A 16,055-nucleotide genomic window follows, 5' to 3' on the forward strand; every position below is an offset into this window, starting at 1 on the left:
GACGTCGGCTCTGCGGGTCGACGATCGGAATTGATATCCAAACCCCCTCGATCCCGGGCCCCGGCGCACAGTGCGCCGGGGCCCGTCGGCGTTGAGACCAGAGGTGTTGTGCAGCAACCGAAAACAGACCCCACAGACCCGACAGACCGCACCGACGCTTCCGGTGCCGTGAACCGGCTCGATGACGAGGACTTCCCCGCCTACAGCATGGGCAGGGCCGCGGAAATCCTCGGCGTCACCCCCGCCTTCCTGCGCGGTCTTGACGCTGCTGAACTGCTGATCCCGCAGCGCTCACCGGGCGGGCACCGCCGCTACTCCCGCTACCAGCTGCGTATCGCCGCCCGCGCCCGCGCGCTGGTCGACTCCGGCACACCCCTGGACGCGGCATGCCGGATCATCGTCCTGGAAGACCAGCTCACCGAAGCCCTCGAACTCAACGCCCGACTCTCCCGCCAAGACCCACCCCCACCGGACCCCGACAGCTGAACCCTCACCCGCCACCGCGTCGGGCGCCGAGTTCGGCCCACACCGTTTCGGGATGTGCCCTACCGGCACAGCGCAGCCCCGGGTTCGCGCCCGGGGCTGCCTGCGTGCCGTGTGTATCCCGCCGATCAGACCTTGTAGCCCAATTTCCGCAGAGCCGCCAGAAGGCCACCATCCCGCTCGTTGGCCTTGCCCCAGCAGAGGCCGACAAGTTCTATCATTCTCCCCTTCTGGACCATATCCTTCAGAGCTGCCTGGACCTCCGGGTGGCCCTTGACAGCGGGATTGTTGGGAAACGGGCCGTCGTACTCTCCCGACCCCTCGGGGCCCTGCGGCGAGAACGCGAACGTCAAAATGTTCGCGGCGATCGCTTCCGCCTCGCGTCGTGCTGCATCCTCGACTTCGGTGATCGCGCTGCTCTGCTCAGTCATCCGCGTCTCCTATGTGGTGTGCCAGCGATTCCTTCCAGAGATCCAGTCTGGCCCACCATCCACTCCACGCGGGGCGAAATCCTGTTTGCTGCAACATATTTGGCACTCGGTGCCATCGTGAACCGGTTCTCTGTTCTCTGGCCAGGCGGTGTGGCCCCGGGATTCTCGAGCTGTCATGAAGTCAGGCCGCAGGCGCACCCTCATTTCCTGTTCGAATCCGGACGATTCGCAGGTCAGGCCGTGGCGGCGGAGGCCCGCAAGTACGCGTAGACGGTTTCGCGGCTGACGCCGAACTCCCTGGCCAGCGCCGCTTTCGATTCCCCGCGGGCGGCGCGGGCGCGCAGCTGGGTGGCCTGCTCGGTGGTGAGGGCGGGTTTGCGGCCGGTGTAGGCGCCGCGGGACTTCATCGGCGAGTCCTCGCCGGTGAAGGTCAGTGACTCCTTCACGAACTCCACCCGCCCGCCCTTGCCGGTCAGGGCGCGCACCAACCGGCGCAGATCATCGAGGTTGCGGGCGAGGCGGTCCATGGAGTGCACGATCACGGTGTCGCCGTCGCGCACGAACCCGATCAGCTCGTCCAGCTGCGGGCGCGCGGTGTCCTTCCCGGAGACCCTGCCAGTCCGGAACCCGGGTCGGACCTACCGAAGCGAGAGGCCGTCGCCTTCCGTGCGGTGACCTCCATGCGGAGGCGCCGTCGACAACGCGATCGTGCACTCGAGACCACCCGAGGCGTCTCGTAGATACTGACGTGCCCGAAGAATATGCTGGTCAATACCCCTTTTACCCCGATGAAGCTCAGATAAGGACATCCCATGTCTAGGCAGCGGCTCCAAACGACAGCGAAGAAATGCCAGGCAATCGTCGGCACGCTCGCGCTAGCGGCGGTGCCGGTCCTGGTCGGATGCGAAGCGGCCGAGAGAGATGGACAAGAACAAGGAGGTCGTCGTCAAGTACGAGGTCACTAGCGACGGACCGACCGCCGGCAACATCACTTACACGACCGGCGATGCCAGCGGCAACATCTCGCAGGCAAACGACCAAGCGCTGCCGTGGTCGATGGACACCACGGTCACGGGATACGTCAAGGTCGTCTCCCTCTCCGCGCAGGCCGGTGAGGGCGGCACGACGATCAGCTGCAAGATCACCGAGGGCGACACGGTCATCTCCGAGCAGACCTCGACCGGCCCCTACGCCATCGCCTCGTGTAGCGGAGAAGCGGGTAGGTAGACGCTCCATTCCCCGCCCCACCCAGCTGCGGGCCCGACTCAGCCTGTGACCGCGCGGTCGGCACCGGACCGCAGGTAGCTGTAGACGGTTTGCGGCTGACTCCGAATTCCTTGGCCAGCGCGGCTTTGGACTCCCCGCCGGCCGCGCGGGCTCGGAGCTGGTCTGCTTGATCGGTGGTGAGGGCGGGTTTGCGGCCGCCGCAGCCCCCGCTCTCGGCACACCGCCTACCCAGGAGCCGACGATCGGCAGCCGTACGCCGATCGCCTCGTCCTCACCACCCACCCGAGAGCAGCCAACGGAACTGTGCAGCTCGGAGGAAGCCCTGGAGGTCGATCGTCCTGACACGGCAGAGGCTGCTTCGCTTCCTCGGTTCACCGTGAGCGGGTGTTACCCGCTGGTAGGGGTGGGTAAGGCCGACAGTGGTGCACCTTTGCGCCGACCCGATGCTGTCAACACCGGAGGGACGAGATCCGCAATGAGCACACCAGATACCACGACTTTGCTCGCGCAGCTCCGCGCTGTGCTGTCGCTGACCAACACCGAGATCCAGGTCGCCGAGACCCGCATCGCTCAGGCCCGCACCGAAGCGGTGCGGGCTGAGTTGTCCGAGAACGCCGACAACGCCCGCGCCCGCGCCGAAGCCATCGAGACCACCATCCGTGAGCTGGGTGGTGTGCCGGAGCTGGTCGGCCCGTTCCTCGGCCAAGCTGCCGCGGCGGTCAAGGCGATGGTCGAGCAGGCCCAGCCGTTCGACGAGGCCCTGCTCGGTGATCTGGCTCTCGAACACCAGCTGGTCGACCGCGCCCGCTACATCAAAGCCCTCGCCACCGCCGCCCAGGTACCCGAGGTAGTGGAACTGGCGCAACGGCTGATCACCGCGCATTCGGCCACCGTCGACTGGCTGACCACCGTCCTGGCCGAGGACGCCCTCGGCGGGCCGGCCGCGCTGCGCCGCACCCCCTTGCAAGCCGCCGCTGGGACCGCGGTGAAGCTGTTCAACCTCCCGGTCACCTGGTCGACCCGCGGCCTGGACCGGGCATTGGACACCGTCCGCGCCACCCCACCCGCCCTGGGCGGGTTGCTGGCCCAGGGAGCACGCGCCGGGGATGTCGCCGTCAAGACCCTGTCGGCGTCCCGCGATGCGGCGTTGGAGACCGCGGAGCAGGTCACCCGCCGCGAAGGCGCCGACACCGCCGCTGATGCGCTGCGGTCGATCCGCACCAGCACCGGGCTGCTCGAGCCTGACGAATTGCCTATCGACGGCTACGACGAGCTGAACGTCTCCCAAGCCGTCGCCGAGGTCAAGGAGCTCACCGACCCCGCCGACATCCGCACGATCGTCGCCTACGAGGAAGCCCACAAAAACCGCCACCGCGTCGTCTCCGCCGCCCAAACCCGGCTCGCGGCCATCGCCCAAGAAGTCACCGGCCTCATCTGACCTCAGCCCTACCGGCATCAAACGACCCCGATGCCGGTAGGGCAAGTCCATCGCCCGACCCCAGCGCGCCTCACAACAGCGTCGGCCAGCCGGAGAAACACCTTCGATGGCCTGCGGCTGCCCGACGCTCTTCCCTGCGTGCCCAGCCCACCTCGGTGAGGAGACATCATGAGTATCGCAGCGTTGATCTTCTGGTTGCTCACTGCCGGGGGGCGGGTTCGTCCTGCTGAGCACGTGGATCACCAAAGGCGGCACACGCCAGCCGGGTAGCAGCCACCTGCCCGCACCAGTCGTGTTCGGGCACTTCATACTCGCCGTGACCGGGCTGATCGTCTGGATTATCTACCTCGCCACCGACAAGCACGCACTGGCCTGGATCGCGTTCATTCTGCTGATCCCTGTCGCGTTGCTCGGCTTCGCGATGCTGCTGCGGTGGCTCCTGGTCTACCGCGCACCCACCACCACCGACACCCCCGAACCGGCCGAACGACACCGGTCGCGGTCGTCGCCGGTCACGGCATCTTCGCCGTGACCACTGTCGTGCTGGTGCTGTTGACCGCCCTCGGCGTCGGCTAGAGGTTGTCTCGAAGTCGTTCGGCGGCTCGGAGCGGGCCTGGCTGTGATCGCGAGAGTTGTTGTCATAGTTTGGGAATGAGCGAGGTCTCCGGTAGAAGGTTCAGCGACCAAAAATCACCTGAACTACCGGAGACCTCGTGGCCGGCGTATCGGCTGCGGGGCGAGTGGATCTGACCGACGCCCAATGGGCGCGGCTGGTTACGCTGCTGCCCCGCGCGAAGAAGGCAGGCCGCCCGCCGCCATGGGACAAGCGTCAGCTCGTCGACGGGATCCGGTGGCGCACCCGGGTCGGAGCACCTCGGCGTGTCTTTCCCGTCCAGTACGGGTCCTGGCAGGCCGCCTACGGGTTGTTCCGCCGCTGGCAACGCAACGGCGCCTGGGCGTGGATGTTGAAGATGCTGCAGGTCCACGCCGACGCTGTCGGCAGCATCGTCGGGCAGGTCAGTGTCGATTCCACGATCATGCGCGCTCACCAGCACGCCGCCGGTGCCCGCCGCCACGGCGACCGGCAAGCCGAACCACCCGGCGGCCGCGAGACCCAGCCGGCCGATCACGCGGTGGGTGGGGCACCAAAGTGCATTTGGCCTGCGGCTGCAGACACGACCGCTGGCGCTGCTGCTCACACCCGGCCAAGCCGGGGACAGCGGTGAACTGGGGGCGGTCCTCGACAGCATCCGAATCCCCCGTATCGGGCGCGGCCGCCCGCGAATGCGACCGGATCGGGTGCTGGCCCCCAAAATTTACTCCTCGGCAGCGAACCGAACCTGGTTACGCCGACACGGCATCGCGGCGATCATCCCCATTCCCGCCGACCAGGCCGGGCACCGCCACAGACGCTGCAGCAACGGTGGACGACCCCCAGCGTTCGACTCGACCCGCTACCGGGACCGCAACACCGTCGAACGCGGCATCAACCAGCTCAAACAACACCGCGCCGCGGCAACCCGCTACGACGAACTCGCCGTCCGCTACCTGGCCACACTCCACATCGCCGTAATCAACCAATGGCTTCGCCACCCCTGATCACCGCGCTCGCGAGCACTTCGAACAGGCTCTAGCTGTCGTTTTTCAGGAAACCGGTCGTGCCATAGCGACCACACCAGATCCGGAAGCGACGAGGCCCCGCCACGGCGGGGCCTCGTCTTGTTGGTCAACGTGACGATCGGAGGATCAGCGCAGGTAATGCGTGCGCGGACGCGGCCGCTGCGCCGGGTAGTACTGCCAGTTTCCCGGGAACCAACCCGGTCCCGCCGCGATCGTGTGCAAAGCCTGCTCCGTCGCGAGATCACCGATTCCCTCGATCATCTCCCGGCACTCCGACTGGTCACACGCCAGCCACAGCGAGTTACCGACCATGACCCGAGTATCGACTTTCATCGCTGTCGCACCGAATGTTGTGGTCGGCTGGAGGGCGCGGGCCGCGGTGAAGTCTCCTTCCCACATACGGAAGCACCCGATACCGCTGCGGGTGGGGTTGCTGCCGGCGCTGCTGCACGAGCAGGAGCGGGAGATCACCGACATGTCGGTAGCGACTACTGATCTCCACGGTGCACCGGATTAGGACGCGGGCGGAGAAGAAGGTCACCGAGCAACTGGTCAACGCGTTCAAGAAGGTGTCGGGCAAGGAGAACATCTTCTTCAAGCTCGCCGAGGCGCCGCTCGGCATCCGGTTCGGCCTCGTCGGTGTCCCTGGTCAGGGCGGTTGCGGGGTAGGCGTCATTGACGATGGTGCGGTCGTCGACTGTCCGCCACTCGAGGAGCTGGCTGCCGTCGAGTCGCTGAAGCGAGTAACGGTCGCCGCGGAACCACACCGCTTCGGCGACCTTCTTACCGTTGGCGAAGTAGGACCGCGACACCTCCCTGCTCTCACTGTGGTGATTCTCGCTGGACTGAGTGTGTGCGACCCGCAGCCCGGTGGTCACCGTTGTGCTGATCGATGCACTAACGCCCTTGAACGAAAAGCCGGCATCGGCTCCCACCGTCATACCCACGGTGCGTTCGATCGTGGAGGAGTTGCTCGTCGTCAGCCCTACGGTCGTGGCCTGCTTCTCGGTGTACTCGGAGTTGCCGGCATGCTCGTAGTAGAAGACTCGCTTCCAGTGGCCGTACCGCCGCAGGATGTAGTATGGATTGTTCTGGCTCTGCCAGCTGCGATCACCGTCATCCACCAGGATGTAGGGGACCACGGTCTGGCCGACGAGCACTTCCTCGGTGAGCTCGGGAGGCATCTGGTAGCCGGTGAGACGGTGGACGTCGCCGATGTCGTGGACCTCGCGGTCGACCGGCTTCAGCTCCGTGACCCGCTTGTCTTCGCCGGCGACGACCATCTCCCACTGCTGGCCTCGGCGCGACGAACTCTCGTTACGCAGGTTGAGCTGCTGCAGAGTGACGGCCTCGTCCGTCCAGAAGCCCTGCGGCGAGAGGTACCGGCCGCTGTGCCGGTTGCGGAACAGCCGCAAGCTGCCGCCGTCCTCGATGATCAGCCAGGTCTGCGCGTCGCGCCGCGTGGTTTCCGCACGCAGGTCGAGTTGCTGCAAGGTGGTGGCTTCATTCGGCGAGAAGGCCTGTGGCGAGACCACCTTGCTGCTCTTCTTGTTGACCACGAACACGTAATCGTCGTCCACCGGCATCACATGCCAGGTCTGCGCGTCGCGCTGCGTGGTTTCCGTGCGCAGGTCGAGCTGCTGCAGGGTTTTGGCCTCGTCTTCCGAGAAGGCCCGCGACGATACGTATCGCCCGCTCTTGTTGTTCCTCAGGAGGTAGGTGCGTCCTGGCTCAATCCTCATCTCAAACCCCTTATGGTGGTGCAAGTTTGGACAGACAGTGCGAGTTGCCATGCTTCGGTACTCGAAGCACGAGTAGCGAGGAAACGCAGGATGTGCCTATCGGCACAGCGCAGGCCGGGCTTCGCGCCCGGGGCTGCCTGCGTGTCGTATGGATCCCGCCGATCAGACCTTGTAGCCCAATTGCCGCAGAGCCGCCAGAAGGCCACCATCCGGCTCGTTGGCCTTACCCCAGCAGAGGCCGACGAGTGCGCCCAGAGTCCCCTTACGGACCATATCCATCAAAGCCGCCTGGACGGCCGGGTGGCCTTTCACGGCGGGATTGTTGGGAAACGGGCCGTCATACCCTCCCGACCCTTCGGGCCCCTCCGGCGAGAACGCGAACGCCAAAATGTTCGCGGCGATCGCTTCCGCCTCACGCCGTGCTGCATCCTCAACTTCGGTGATCGCGCTGCTCTGCTCAGTCATTCGCGTCTCCCATGTGGTGTGCCAGCGATTCCTTTCAGAGATCCAGTCTGCCCCACCATCCACCCAACGCACGGCGAAATCTAACTTGCTGCAACATATTTGGCACTCAGTGCCGTCGCGAACCCGATCTCTGGGCTCTGCGGTGTAGCCCCAGAATTCTCGGGCTGTCATGAAGTCAGGCCCCAGGCAGTCCCCCATTCCCCACACCCCAGGTGGTGGAGCCGATCAACCCCCGCACCCTCCGGCTGCTGGCAGACATCTCCCCGGACACGCTGCGCGCCACCGCCGAACAACGCATGCTGCGCGAAGGACTCCCCACGGCGGTCGTCGCCGCCCGCCTCGGGCAGCAGGCACCCCGACCGCGACCGTGTCCTGCTCGGCGCCGCGGCGCGCCCGCGTCACCGCCTCGCACTCACCGGCAGTGAGCAGCTCGACCTATTCGGTAGGCCGGTCACGAGAACGGGCGCCGTAGCGTCGGGAGTGATGTTCCCCCGGTTTCGTGGAGCCGGGATCCTGGACTTCAGGCCACGGGTTGGATGGATGGTTGCATCATTTCGTACTCGATGGGGGTGCGCATACCGAGGGCTGAGTGACGGCGGCGTCGGTTGTGGAAGATCTCGAGGTAGTCGAAGATCGCGTTCGCCAGCTCGATCCGGGTTTTCCAGCGTTGCCGGTTGAGTAGCTCGGTTTGCATTCTGCCCCAGAAGGATTTGATGACGGCGTTGTCGTAGCAGTCGCCGATCGAGCCCATCGACGGCACCAGCCCCGACTTGCGGGCGCGGTCGGTGAAGGCCCACGAGGTGAATTGAACGCCGTGGTCGGAGTGAATGATCGTGCCCGAGGCCGGCGATCGGTTCGAGATCGCCATCCCTAGTGCGTTGGTGACCAGCGCCGCAGTCTGGGTCGAGTCGATCGACCAGCCGACCACCCGTCGTGAATAAGTATCGAGCACGACCGCGCAGTAGACCTTGCCTTCCCTGGTGTAGTGCTCGGTGATGTCGGTGACCCACAATTGGTTCGGCTGGGACCGTGTGAACGCCCGGTTGACCAGGTCACCGGCGGTCGGGGTCTGGTGCCGTGGACGGGCCCGTTTGACGCCGGGCAGGCCTTTGATCCCGGCACGCGCCATCAACAGCTCGACCTGGTTGTAACCGACGCCGATGCCGAGACCGAGGGTGAGTTCGGCGTGCACCCGTGGGGCGCCGTAGGTGCCGCGGGATGCGGCGTGCACGGCCCGGATCTGGTCGGTGAGCCAGGCGTGGCGGATGGCTCGTTGCGAGGGTGGGCGTGATCTCCAGTGGTAGAAACCGGACTCGGAGACCTCCAGCAGCCGGCACGCGACCTGCACCGGCAATCCCTCGCTCGCGATCGTGGCTATGGCCGCGTAACGCCTTTTGGGCCGCTGGCCTGTTCTTTCAGCAGCTCACGAGCTCGTTTCAGGATGGCGACCTCGTGCTCGAGTTCACGGATGCGGCGCTTGGCCGCGATCAGTTCGGACTGCTCGGCGGTGGTTGCGCCCGGTATCTGTCCGGTGTCGATCAGTTCCTGCTTGCGCCAGACGTAGATCGTCTGGTCGCTGATGCCCAGGTCCGCAGCTACCTGCGCGACCGGCCGACCCGCGGCGACCAGGTCCAGGACTTTGCGACGGAACTCTTCGGGATAACGCCTTGGCACGAACAAGTCTCCTTCGATGACTTCGTGACCAAGAGTCAAGCAAACCAACTCTGGAAAACCGGGGGAACATCAGTCGGCGTCCCCACTTCGCGCATCCGCCAGGCCAATCCCCGGCAGGCTTCCAGCACGAGTCCGAATCGCTGTGGCACATCACCTGCCCGAACGTTCAGCCTCCTCGCCGACGCAGCACACGCACGACGCCACCGAGGATCCGCAGGCTGGTGGCCGGTGGCTGCCCGCACAGCGCCGCGGTGCCGAAGGGGCCCACCAGCCACAACGTCCTCCGCCGAATACCGCTCCCGCACCAATCCAGCGGTGGATGTGCACTAAGCACAAAGCCCGTCCGAAAGTGTGTGCCCGCAGACCTTTCCGGCCTCGGAGACACCCATTACCCTCATACTTCGTGGCAAGTCGAAAATGGTCGAGGTCACGGCTGCGGCCATTGAACATTTCATATGGCGGCGCGCCTCCGAACCGGGTAATCCGTATATTCCAGGACAAGGATGTCTGAGAGTTCACCGAGCGTTTCGGGGCCCTCCGCGGCTCCACTCGAGGTGGCCGTTTCGGCAGCACGGACGCCATCCGAGTTTATTTTCCCCGAATTGCTTTCGCGCTCGTGGTCTCCTGAGGAGGGAATATGGGATTGACCACGGGGGATCTTCCGCCGGTCGACCCGACGACATTCCAGCAACGGCCTCTTCCGAACCGGATACGTGTGCTATCGAAACTACCCCGACGATCTGCGTCGCTCCGCGGCGGCTGGCGGGGTGCCATATGTACTCGGAACGTTCGTGGAGATCAGCGCCCCGCTGCTGTTGTTGTGCGCGACACATCCGGTGATCATCCTGCTCGGTGTGGCGGTCGCGTTCCACTTCTTCATCGTGCCGACGTTCCCGCTCGCGGTGCCGACGAAGTGGAACATTCTGTTCGCCTACGCTGCGGTATTCCTGTTCCGGGTTTTCCGAACCACGATGGATTCGAAGTCACCGATAGGTCGATTCCGTGGTTGCCGCTGCTGGCCACGTCCGGCTTGGGGTACTTCCCAATGCTGGGTAGTCTGCGGCCCGGCGTGGTCTCATTCCTGCCGTCGATGTGCCAGTACAGAGGCAGCTGGGCGACGACGACATGGGCTTTCGCGCCCGGGGCGGAGGACGAACTGGACCAGTTCATACCCCGGCCCGTCTCGAGTACCCGTACTCAATTCCTGACCAGCTATCCGCCCGACCTCGCCGACGTAGCCGTGCACCGGTCACCCGTCGGATCTCAGCCGATGCGAAACACTATCCAACGCTATATGGTCATCGGCGCCGCACTCGAAACGATCGAGACCGGCAACGACCGGGTCGCCGACGCGGTCGCCGAACGGCCCTGGTTGTCCAACAACCCCATACCATTCGACATGGAGTGGGTGTTGGACTCGCATACCGACTCGGTCATCAAGCAGACCGATCTGCAGGAGTCTCTATGCACGACCCCGCATCCTCGACCGCCGAGATTCGGCGGACGTGACCACGGCCGTCGTCGTCGGCGGACCCGATGGCTCGCCGCAGCCGTCCGCATATCCCGGCACGGTGTCCAAGGTCAACCGGCGGAGGCAGTCGACCGTCATCCACCGCAGCCGGCGAAGTTCGGCACTGCGGTATCCGCGGACACCTCCTCGTTCGCCGGTCAAGCAGGAGGCGCACCTATGACCGCCTTTCCCAACTCCCCCCATCAGCGTCAGTTGTCCCAGGTCCCGGCCATGGACGATGCCGTCGCGGTCATAACAGACATCGCACGCACGCTGAAGTCGCGCGAACGGGAGATCTCCCAGGCGATGAGCGCCATGATTGCGCGAGAAGTCGACCACCTCGACAACGACCCACAATTGATGGAAATGTTCGAGGCCAGTGTGCACGGCAACCTCGTCACCCTTCTCCATGTCTTGGCCAACGATATTCCCGTCGACCATTTGCAACCCACCACCGCGGCCGTCGAAAACGCATCACGACTCGCCCAGCGGGAAGTTCCGTCCCATTCTCTGGTACGGGCGTACCACATGGGGCAGAACTACATGCTGCGGATTTGCCACGACGAGATCGATCGCCGCCGCCTGCCCGCGCCGCTCGCGCTCGCCGTCGTCAAGAGGCTCACCGAGATCATCTACACCTACGTCGAATGGATCACCCTCTACGTCCTAGCTGCCTACGAGGCCGAGCGCAGCCGGTGGGTGAATGCCCGCGGCAGCGTGCACTCCTCCACCGTCCACGCCGTGTTGTCCGAGGACACTGCCGATACAACTGCCTTCGAGACCGAAACCGGCTACCGGCTCGACCAAACCCACCTGGCTCTCATCCTGTGGCGCCCCGGCCATGAGAAGCCGAGCACCTGGAAACTCCTGGATGCCCAAGCACGGACGCTCGCCCGTGGCCTGCGCGCCGAGAGCCCGGCACTGGTCACGGCCATCGACCGCCACACAGCATGGGCGTGGCTGCCGTTCGGCCACCGCCACCCGGTGATCGACACCACCGAACTGCACGCCATGGTGGATCCCGCCGACGGGGTGCGACTGACGGTCGGACTGCCCGGACACGCCCTCGGCGGATTTCGCCGCTCGCATCGACAGGCCATCGCCGCATACTTCGTCGCCAGCATTCCCGGGATCTCGTCCTCGCATATGATCGTCGGCTTCGGCGATCCCGGTGTGGCCGTCATCTCCTTGCTGGCCAAGGACCTGGACTCCACCCGCGCGTGGGTCCGTGAAGTCCTGGGCGAACTGGCGTTCGACACCGACCAGGCAGCCACTCTGCGCCGCACCCTCAGCACCTACTACACCACCAGCGAAAGCCATGTGCGTACCGCCCAAATCCTCACTCTGCACCGCAATACGGTCAAATACCGCGTCACCAAGGCGATCGAGGCCACCCGCGTCGGCACCGCCCCACACGACAAACTCGATATTGCGCTGGCTTTGCAGGTCTGCCGCTTCCTCGGTGCCACCGTCCTGCGCCGACCCTCCTGATCATCCGATAATTCTGCAGGCACGGCACGCGGTGCTACACCACCGGCAGAAAAGTGTTACGAATACACCGAAATCATTGACGTCGGAATAATGATTTTCCGGCGTGGGTGACTGCGGTAGATTGCAGCGAGTATTTCGGCTCTAGTGGCCACAATAGAACGACCGTGGTGGGCGATCTCCTTCAATCGAGCTCCGTGGCCGGCGGCGAGATCATTCGCCGGGTCGATCGGCATGACTGCCTGCGTTGAGAAATTCTTTGTGCTCCGAACTGATTCGATTTCGAGAAGGATAGTCTGTTGATTGAGGAACGGGTGACGGTTCGCATTCTGGCCGGTGTAGCCGGGCTCAGCCTCGCCCTTATGGCGGGGATGGTCAATGGCGCCGTGGATAGTTTGAATTCCAGGAGGGCGAAAATACTGGCTGATCATGGTGTCACACGGCCGACACCTATTCAGCCAGTTGTACTAGGCGTCAGCGGAGGGGCTATCGGGGCTGCCGCCGCAGCATTGGGAATGAGTCGCGCGCAGCTACGTCAGATCGCCGCCGATCATCCGGCAAACGAAGTAGTCGGCAACCGAAGCCTTCGCGCGATGTTGACCAAACGCACACTCTACCCCGATGCTCGGCTACGCGAACTCGCACACGCGGTTGTCGGCGATCGGACATTCGCTGATTTCGTGCTGGAACCGAACCTGGCTCGGCGGCAGCCGTCGGGGATCGTTTCCTCCTTGATCATTCCGGTGTACTCGGGCGAGCACGGCACGTTATTCCTTCCACAGGATTTGCCGAAGCTGGGTTTGACCGATATGCCCGTAGCCGATGCACTGGTCGCGGCGACACGGATACCGGGAGCCTTCCCCGCGGTCACCGCGCTCGATCACATCTTCGACGGCGGAACACACCATCGTGTCCCGTATGAGGTATTCGGGTCTCATCCCGCGCTGATTCTCGACCTCTACGGCCCGGAGCCGCACTACAGCCGCGGCGGTCTACTCCTCCCAGTGGTCCACTCGTCACTGCCGATGATCCCCCGTCGTCCACGACCTTTCGGTGACAAAAATGTGTGCGCGCGAACCATTTTCGCCGAGATGCCATATGGGTCGGCACTGCAATCCCCGACGCGTTCGCCCGAGGAGCTCTTCGACTACGGCTACGACATCGCGGCAACGTGGGTCGACACCCGCACCGCCGACCAACTCTTCGCCGTCGTCGATCCAGATGTACTCGGTGAGCTGATGCCGGTGTCACCGGCCGAAGATTCCGCGGCGCTCAGCCCTCGGCGATAACGGCAGATCGGAACTCGAGGTGCGGATGCTTGTCGCTTCGCGATTCACGGTGGCGTCAGCAGCGCCGGTGAGGCCCCGAGTCCGCGGCGGACTTGCTGTCGAACTCGCCTGCCGGCCCTACGGCACTCGACGGCAACGAGTGAACGCTCCAAGCAGTAGAAAGGACTCCCGTGGCGATCACGGACATAAAGACGTTTTCTCATATGAACCAAGCGGATATCGATGCCCTGTGCAAGAAACTGGACGCGATTCGTCGAGACATCGAATTGTCGCGAGGTGAACGCGATGCCAATTATATTCTGCGTGTGATCAGAGCGCAGCGGATGCTGGAGTTGGGCGGACGATTGACGTTGTTCGCGAGTCGATGGCGACCGGCGTGGCTGGTGGGCACAGCGATGTTGGCTCTAGCGAAGATCATCGAAATGATGGAGCTCGGACACAACATCAGCCACGGTCAGTGGGATTGGATGAACGATCCGGAGATTCATTCTACGTCGTGGGAGTGGGATTTCGTCGGTTCGTCGGCGCATTGGAAGCGGTCGCATAACCACTTCCACCACACATACACCAATGTCTTCGGCATGGACGACGACCTGAGCTTCGTCGTCATGCGAATGACTCGGGACGAACCGTGGCGTCCGGTTCACCTGTTCCAACCGGTGTCGAGCCTTGTGGTCGCGGCGTTTTTCGAGTGGGCGATCTCGGTGCACGACTGGGCGCTGGAACGCCGGTTCACGCACACATCGCGCCAGCGGTTGTTATCGAAGCCGAACAGGGAGTTCGCGCGAAAGATCGTCCGCCAACTAGGCAAAGATTTCGTCTTCTATCCGGCGCTGACAGGTCCAGCGTTCAAACGAACGCTCGGCGCCAATGCCGCCGCGCTGCTGCTGCGGAACCTGTGGTCGTTCATCGTCATCATGTGCGGGCATTTCCCCGACGGTGCAGAGAAGTTCACTATCGAGGAGTTCGACAACGAAACCCGTAGTGAGTGGTATCTCCGGCAACTGCTCGGCACCGCCAACTTCGAGGCGGGGCCGGTGTTGGCGTTCATGTCAGGAAATCTCAGCTATCAGATCGAGCATCATCTGTTTCCCGACCTGCCGAGTAACCGCTATGCCGAGATCGCGGTGCGGGTCCGTGCGCTGTGTGACGAATACGACTTGCCCTACACCAGTGGCTCGCTGACCAAGCAATTTTTGCAGGCATTGCGCACGATCCATAAACTTGCGCTGCCCGATAGGTTGTTGCGTCGCACCGCTGACGACGCGCCTGAGACCAGCTCCGAACTCATATTCATCGGTGTATCGAGCCAGCATGCGACATCAGATCGGTTTCCGGCTGACCCCGTCACCGGCAAGCGCCGTGGCCTTCGTACGGCACTCGCCAAGGCCAAATCAGACCTGAACCCATTGCGAGCGCCCGTTCAGCCGCCGTAACCCTGCTGCTGGACCGTACAGCGGTCAACTGGACCGCAACCCCCATCTCGCCCGACCTCATCGACGAGCTGGTGGAATGGATCCAACGCATCGTGCAGTCGTTCCTGTCCGACCCCGGCACGGCCCCCCCGCTCCATCCGACGAACTCCGCGTTTATCTAGGACGATGGCTCGCCCCGGCCATCCGAGCCCAGCTCTCGACCCAACCGCGGTCGATGAGGGACGGTGGACCTAATGGCTCCTGACCTGCGGCAGGAATGACGAAAGATGCTCTGAGCTGCGATAATTCGATTTGCTGAAGATCAAAAATTGCAGTTCGAGGAGCACCTTTCTGATGAAAGAGTCTACGTCGTGGTGCCCGTCGCTGAAAATTGGCGGGGACGGATCGGGGATCGTGTCACAGGCCGGGGCGGTGGCGTTGCTGCGCGGCGAACCGGGCGTGTTCGGGCGGGTGGCATCGGACCCGACGGTGTCGCGGCTGATCGCCACGCTGGCTGCTGCTGACTCATCGAAAGCGTTGGCCGCTATCGCATCCGCGCGTGCGGCCCCCCGAGCGGGAGCGTGGCGGACCGCCGGTGACCAGGCCCCGGACCACGCGAGCACCACCAAGAACCCACTGGCCATCGACCTGGATGCCACCTTGGTCGACTCGCACTCCGAAAGGAATACGCGGCACCGACATTCAAGAAGAGATTCGGCTTTCACCCGCTGCTTGTACTGACCATGGAGGTTGGTGACGGCGTGTCGGGCTGACATGGCGAAGACCTCCGGGTGAAGTGCGAGCTGTCTAGGAACGCTTTTCACCGCCGGAGGTCTTCGTGTCTCACCGTAATGCCCCGTTGTCGGAAGTTGGGCCGGTTGCGGCTTGCTCGTTGTGTCGTGGAGGACGGCCGGCCGCTGCGGCGAGCGGCCGAACGGTTCCAGGTCTCGGCCACCACGGCTTGGCGGTGGGCCAACCGCTACCGTGACTCGGGTGTGGCCGCGGCATGGCAGATCGCTCGAGCCGCCCGCATCGCAGTCCAGGCCGAACACCGATACGCACCGAGCGACGCATCATCAAGGTCCGGGTACTGCGCCGATGGGGGCCGGCTCGTATCGCTTACCTGCTGGGGTTGAATCCCTCCACGGTGCATCGGGTCCTGTGCCGCTACAAACCGTCCCGGTTCGCCGGGTGATCAGCGCGGTGGGAGGTAGGACGTCGACAGCGCGGGTGTTGCGGCCGCGAACTCGTCGGCGGTGACGAGATCGAACTC

The 16,055-nt window shown here is 64.3% G+C and carries 12 protein-coding genes and 8 pseudogenes; 13 read left to right on the forward strand and 7 right to left on the reverse strand.

Going from position 1 to position 16,055, the window contains the following annotated elements; translation table 11 throughout:
• The first annotated feature begins 168 nt into the window (after nucleotides 1-168).
• Nucleotides 169-486: a MerR family transcriptional regulator gene (locus ABZ420_RS35120; RefSeq protein WP_357132263.1), complete on the forward strand. Its 318-nt coding sequence runs from the start codon at nucleotides 169-171 to the stop codon at nucleotides 484-486.
• A gap of 125 nt (nucleotides 487-611) precedes the next feature.
• Here ABZ420_RS35120 and ABZ420_RS35125 read toward each other — a convergent pair whose 3' ends face one another.
• Nucleotides 612-914 (reverse strand): hypothetical protein, encoded by a 303-nt coding sequence (locus ABZ420_RS35125; RefSeq protein ID WP_357132266.1) that lies wholly within the window; start codon nucleotides 912-914, stop codon nucleotides 612-614.
• 233 nt (nucleotides 915-1,147) lie between these two features.
• A pseudogene (locus ABZ420_RS35130) lies at nucleotides 1,148-1,522 on the reverse strand (recombinase family protein); the annotation flags it as partial.
• A 313-nt stretch (nucleotides 1,523-1,835) separates the two neighbouring features.
• Here ABZ420_RS35130 and ABZ420_RS35135 point away from each other — a divergent pair.
• A complete protein-coding gene (locus tag ABZ420_RS35135) occupies nucleotides 1,836-2,141 on the forward strand; it encodes an MmpS family transport accessory protein (protein ID WP_357132269.1) in 306 nt (101 codons plus the stop codon).
• 38 nt (nucleotides 2,142-2,179) lie between these two features.
• Here the strand turns inward: ABZ420_RS35135 and ABZ420_RS35140 are convergent.
• A pseudogene (locus ABZ420_RS35140) lies at nucleotides 2,180-2,337 on the reverse strand (helix-turn-helix domain-containing protein); the annotation flags it as partial.
• Nucleotides 2,338-2,616: 279 nt separating this feature from the next.
• Here ABZ420_RS35140 and ABZ420_RS35145 point away from each other — a divergent pair.
• The 4 genes and pseudogenes from ABZ420_RS35145 (at nucleotide 2,617) to ABZ420_RS35160 (ending at nucleotide 5,178) form a co-directional block, all read left to right on the forward strand.
• Entirely contained in the window at nucleotides 2,617-3,579 is a 963-nt protein-coding gene (locus tag ABZ420_RS35145) for a ferritin-like domain-containing protein (protein WP_357132272.1), read from the forward strand.
• A gap of 316 nt (nucleotides 3,580-3,895) precedes the next feature.
• On the forward strand, nucleotides 3,896-4,111 hold the full coding sequence (locus ABZ420_RS35150) for a hypothetical protein (protein ID WP_357132275.1): 216 nt from the start codon (nucleotides 3,896-3,898) through the stop codon (nucleotides 4,109-4,111).
• 208 nt (nucleotides 4,112-4,319) lie between these two features.
• A pseudogene (locus tag ABZ420_RS35155) lies at nucleotides 4,320-4,741 on the forward strand (IS5 family transposase); the annotation flags it as partial.
• Nucleotides 4,717-5,178 carry a transposase gene (locus ABZ420_RS35160; RefSeq protein ID WP_357132278.1) on the forward strand — a complete coding sequence of 154 codons (462 nt, stop codon included), beginning with the start codon at nucleotides 4,717-4,719 and terminating at the stop codon, nucleotides 5,176-5,178. The pseudogene ABZ420_RS35155 and the gene ABZ420_RS35160, both read left to right, overlap by 25 nt.
• A 147-nt stretch (nucleotides 5,179-5,325) precedes the next feature.
• Here ABZ420_RS35160 and ABZ420_RS35165 read toward each other — a convergent pair whose 3' ends face one another.
• The 4 genes and pseudogenes from ABZ420_RS35165 to ABZ420_RS35180 all read right to left on the reverse strand — a co-directional run bounded on the left by ABZ420_RS35165 (nucleotide 5,326) and on the right by ABZ420_RS35180 (nucleotide 9,080).
• Nucleotides 5,326-5,532, reverse strand: coding sequence for a hypothetical protein (locus tag ABZ420_RS35165; RefSeq protein ID WP_357132281.1), 207 nt, complete (start codon nucleotides 5,530-5,532; stop codon nucleotides 5,326-5,328).
• A 155-nt stretch (nucleotides 5,533-5,687) separates the two neighbouring features.
• Nucleotides 5,688-6,941 (reverse strand): RICIN domain-containing protein, encoded by a 1,254-nt coding sequence (locus tag ABZ420_RS35170; RefSeq protein ID WP_357132283.1) that lies wholly within the window; start codon nucleotides 6,939-6,941, stop codon nucleotides 5,688-5,690.
• Between the two features lie 162 nt (nucleotides 6,942-7,103).
• Nucleotides 7,104-7,406 (reverse strand): hypothetical protein, encoded by a 303-nt coding sequence (locus tag ABZ420_RS35175; protein WP_357132285.1) that lies wholly within the window; start codon nucleotides 7,404-7,406, stop codon nucleotides 7,104-7,106.
• A 520-nt stretch (nucleotides 7,407-7,926) separates the two neighbouring features.
• Nucleotides 7,927-9,080 (reverse strand): annotated as a pseudogene (locus ABZ420_RS35180) (IS3 family transposase).
• 767 nt (nucleotides 9,081-9,847) lie between these two features.
• On the opposite strand from ABZ420_RS35180, the pseudogene ABZ420_RS35185 reads away from it, so the two are divergent.
• From ABZ420_RS35185 to ABZ420_RS35215, 7 genes and pseudogenes are all read left to right on the forward strand, one after another.
• Nucleotides 9,848-9,970, forward strand: a pseudogene (locus ABZ420_RS35185) (hypothetical protein); the annotation flags it as partial.
• A 23-nt stretch (nucleotides 9,971-9,993) separates the two neighbouring features.
• Nucleotides 9,994-10,419, forward strand: a pseudogene (locus ABZ420_RS35190) (DUF3556 domain-containing protein); the annotation flags it as partial.
• A 348-nt stretch (nucleotides 10,420-10,767) separates the two neighbouring features.
• Nucleotides 10,768-12,081 carry a helix-turn-helix domain-containing protein gene (locus tag ABZ420_RS35195; protein ID WP_357132294.1) on the forward strand — a complete coding sequence of 438 codons (1,314 nt, stop codon included), beginning with the start codon at nucleotides 10,768-10,770 and terminating at the stop codon, nucleotides 12,079-12,081.
• Between the two features lie 296 nt (nucleotides 12,082-12,377).
• Entirely contained in the window at nucleotides 12,378-13,367 is a 990-nt protein-coding gene (locus tag ABZ420_RS35200; protein WP_357132288.1) for a patatin-like phospholipase family protein, read from the forward strand.
• Between the two features lie 170 nt (nucleotides 13,368-13,537).
• Nucleotides 13,538-14,803 carry an acyl-CoA desaturase gene (locus ABZ420_RS35205; protein ID WP_357132291.1) on the forward strand — a complete coding sequence of 422 codons (1,266 nt, stop codon included), beginning with the start codon at nucleotides 13,538-13,540 and terminating at the stop codon, nucleotides 14,801-14,803.
• A 333-nt stretch (nucleotides 14,804-15,136) separates the two neighbouring features.
• Nucleotides 15,137-15,516 (forward strand): annotated as a pseudogene (locus ABZ420_RS35210) (transposase); the annotation flags it as partial.
• Between the two features lie 104 nt (nucleotides 15,517-15,620).
• Nucleotides 15,621-15,953 (forward strand): annotated as a pseudogene (locus tag ABZ420_RS35215) (leucine zipper domain-containing protein); the annotation flags it as partial.
• Nucleotides 15,954-16,055: the final 102 nt, after the last annotated feature.

This window comes from Nocardia sp. NPDC005745 (genome assembly GCF_040630775.1).
In the GTDB taxonomy this organism is placed as follows: domain Bacteria; phylum Actinomycetota; class Actinomycetes; order Mycobacteriales; family Mycobacteriaceae; genus Nocardia.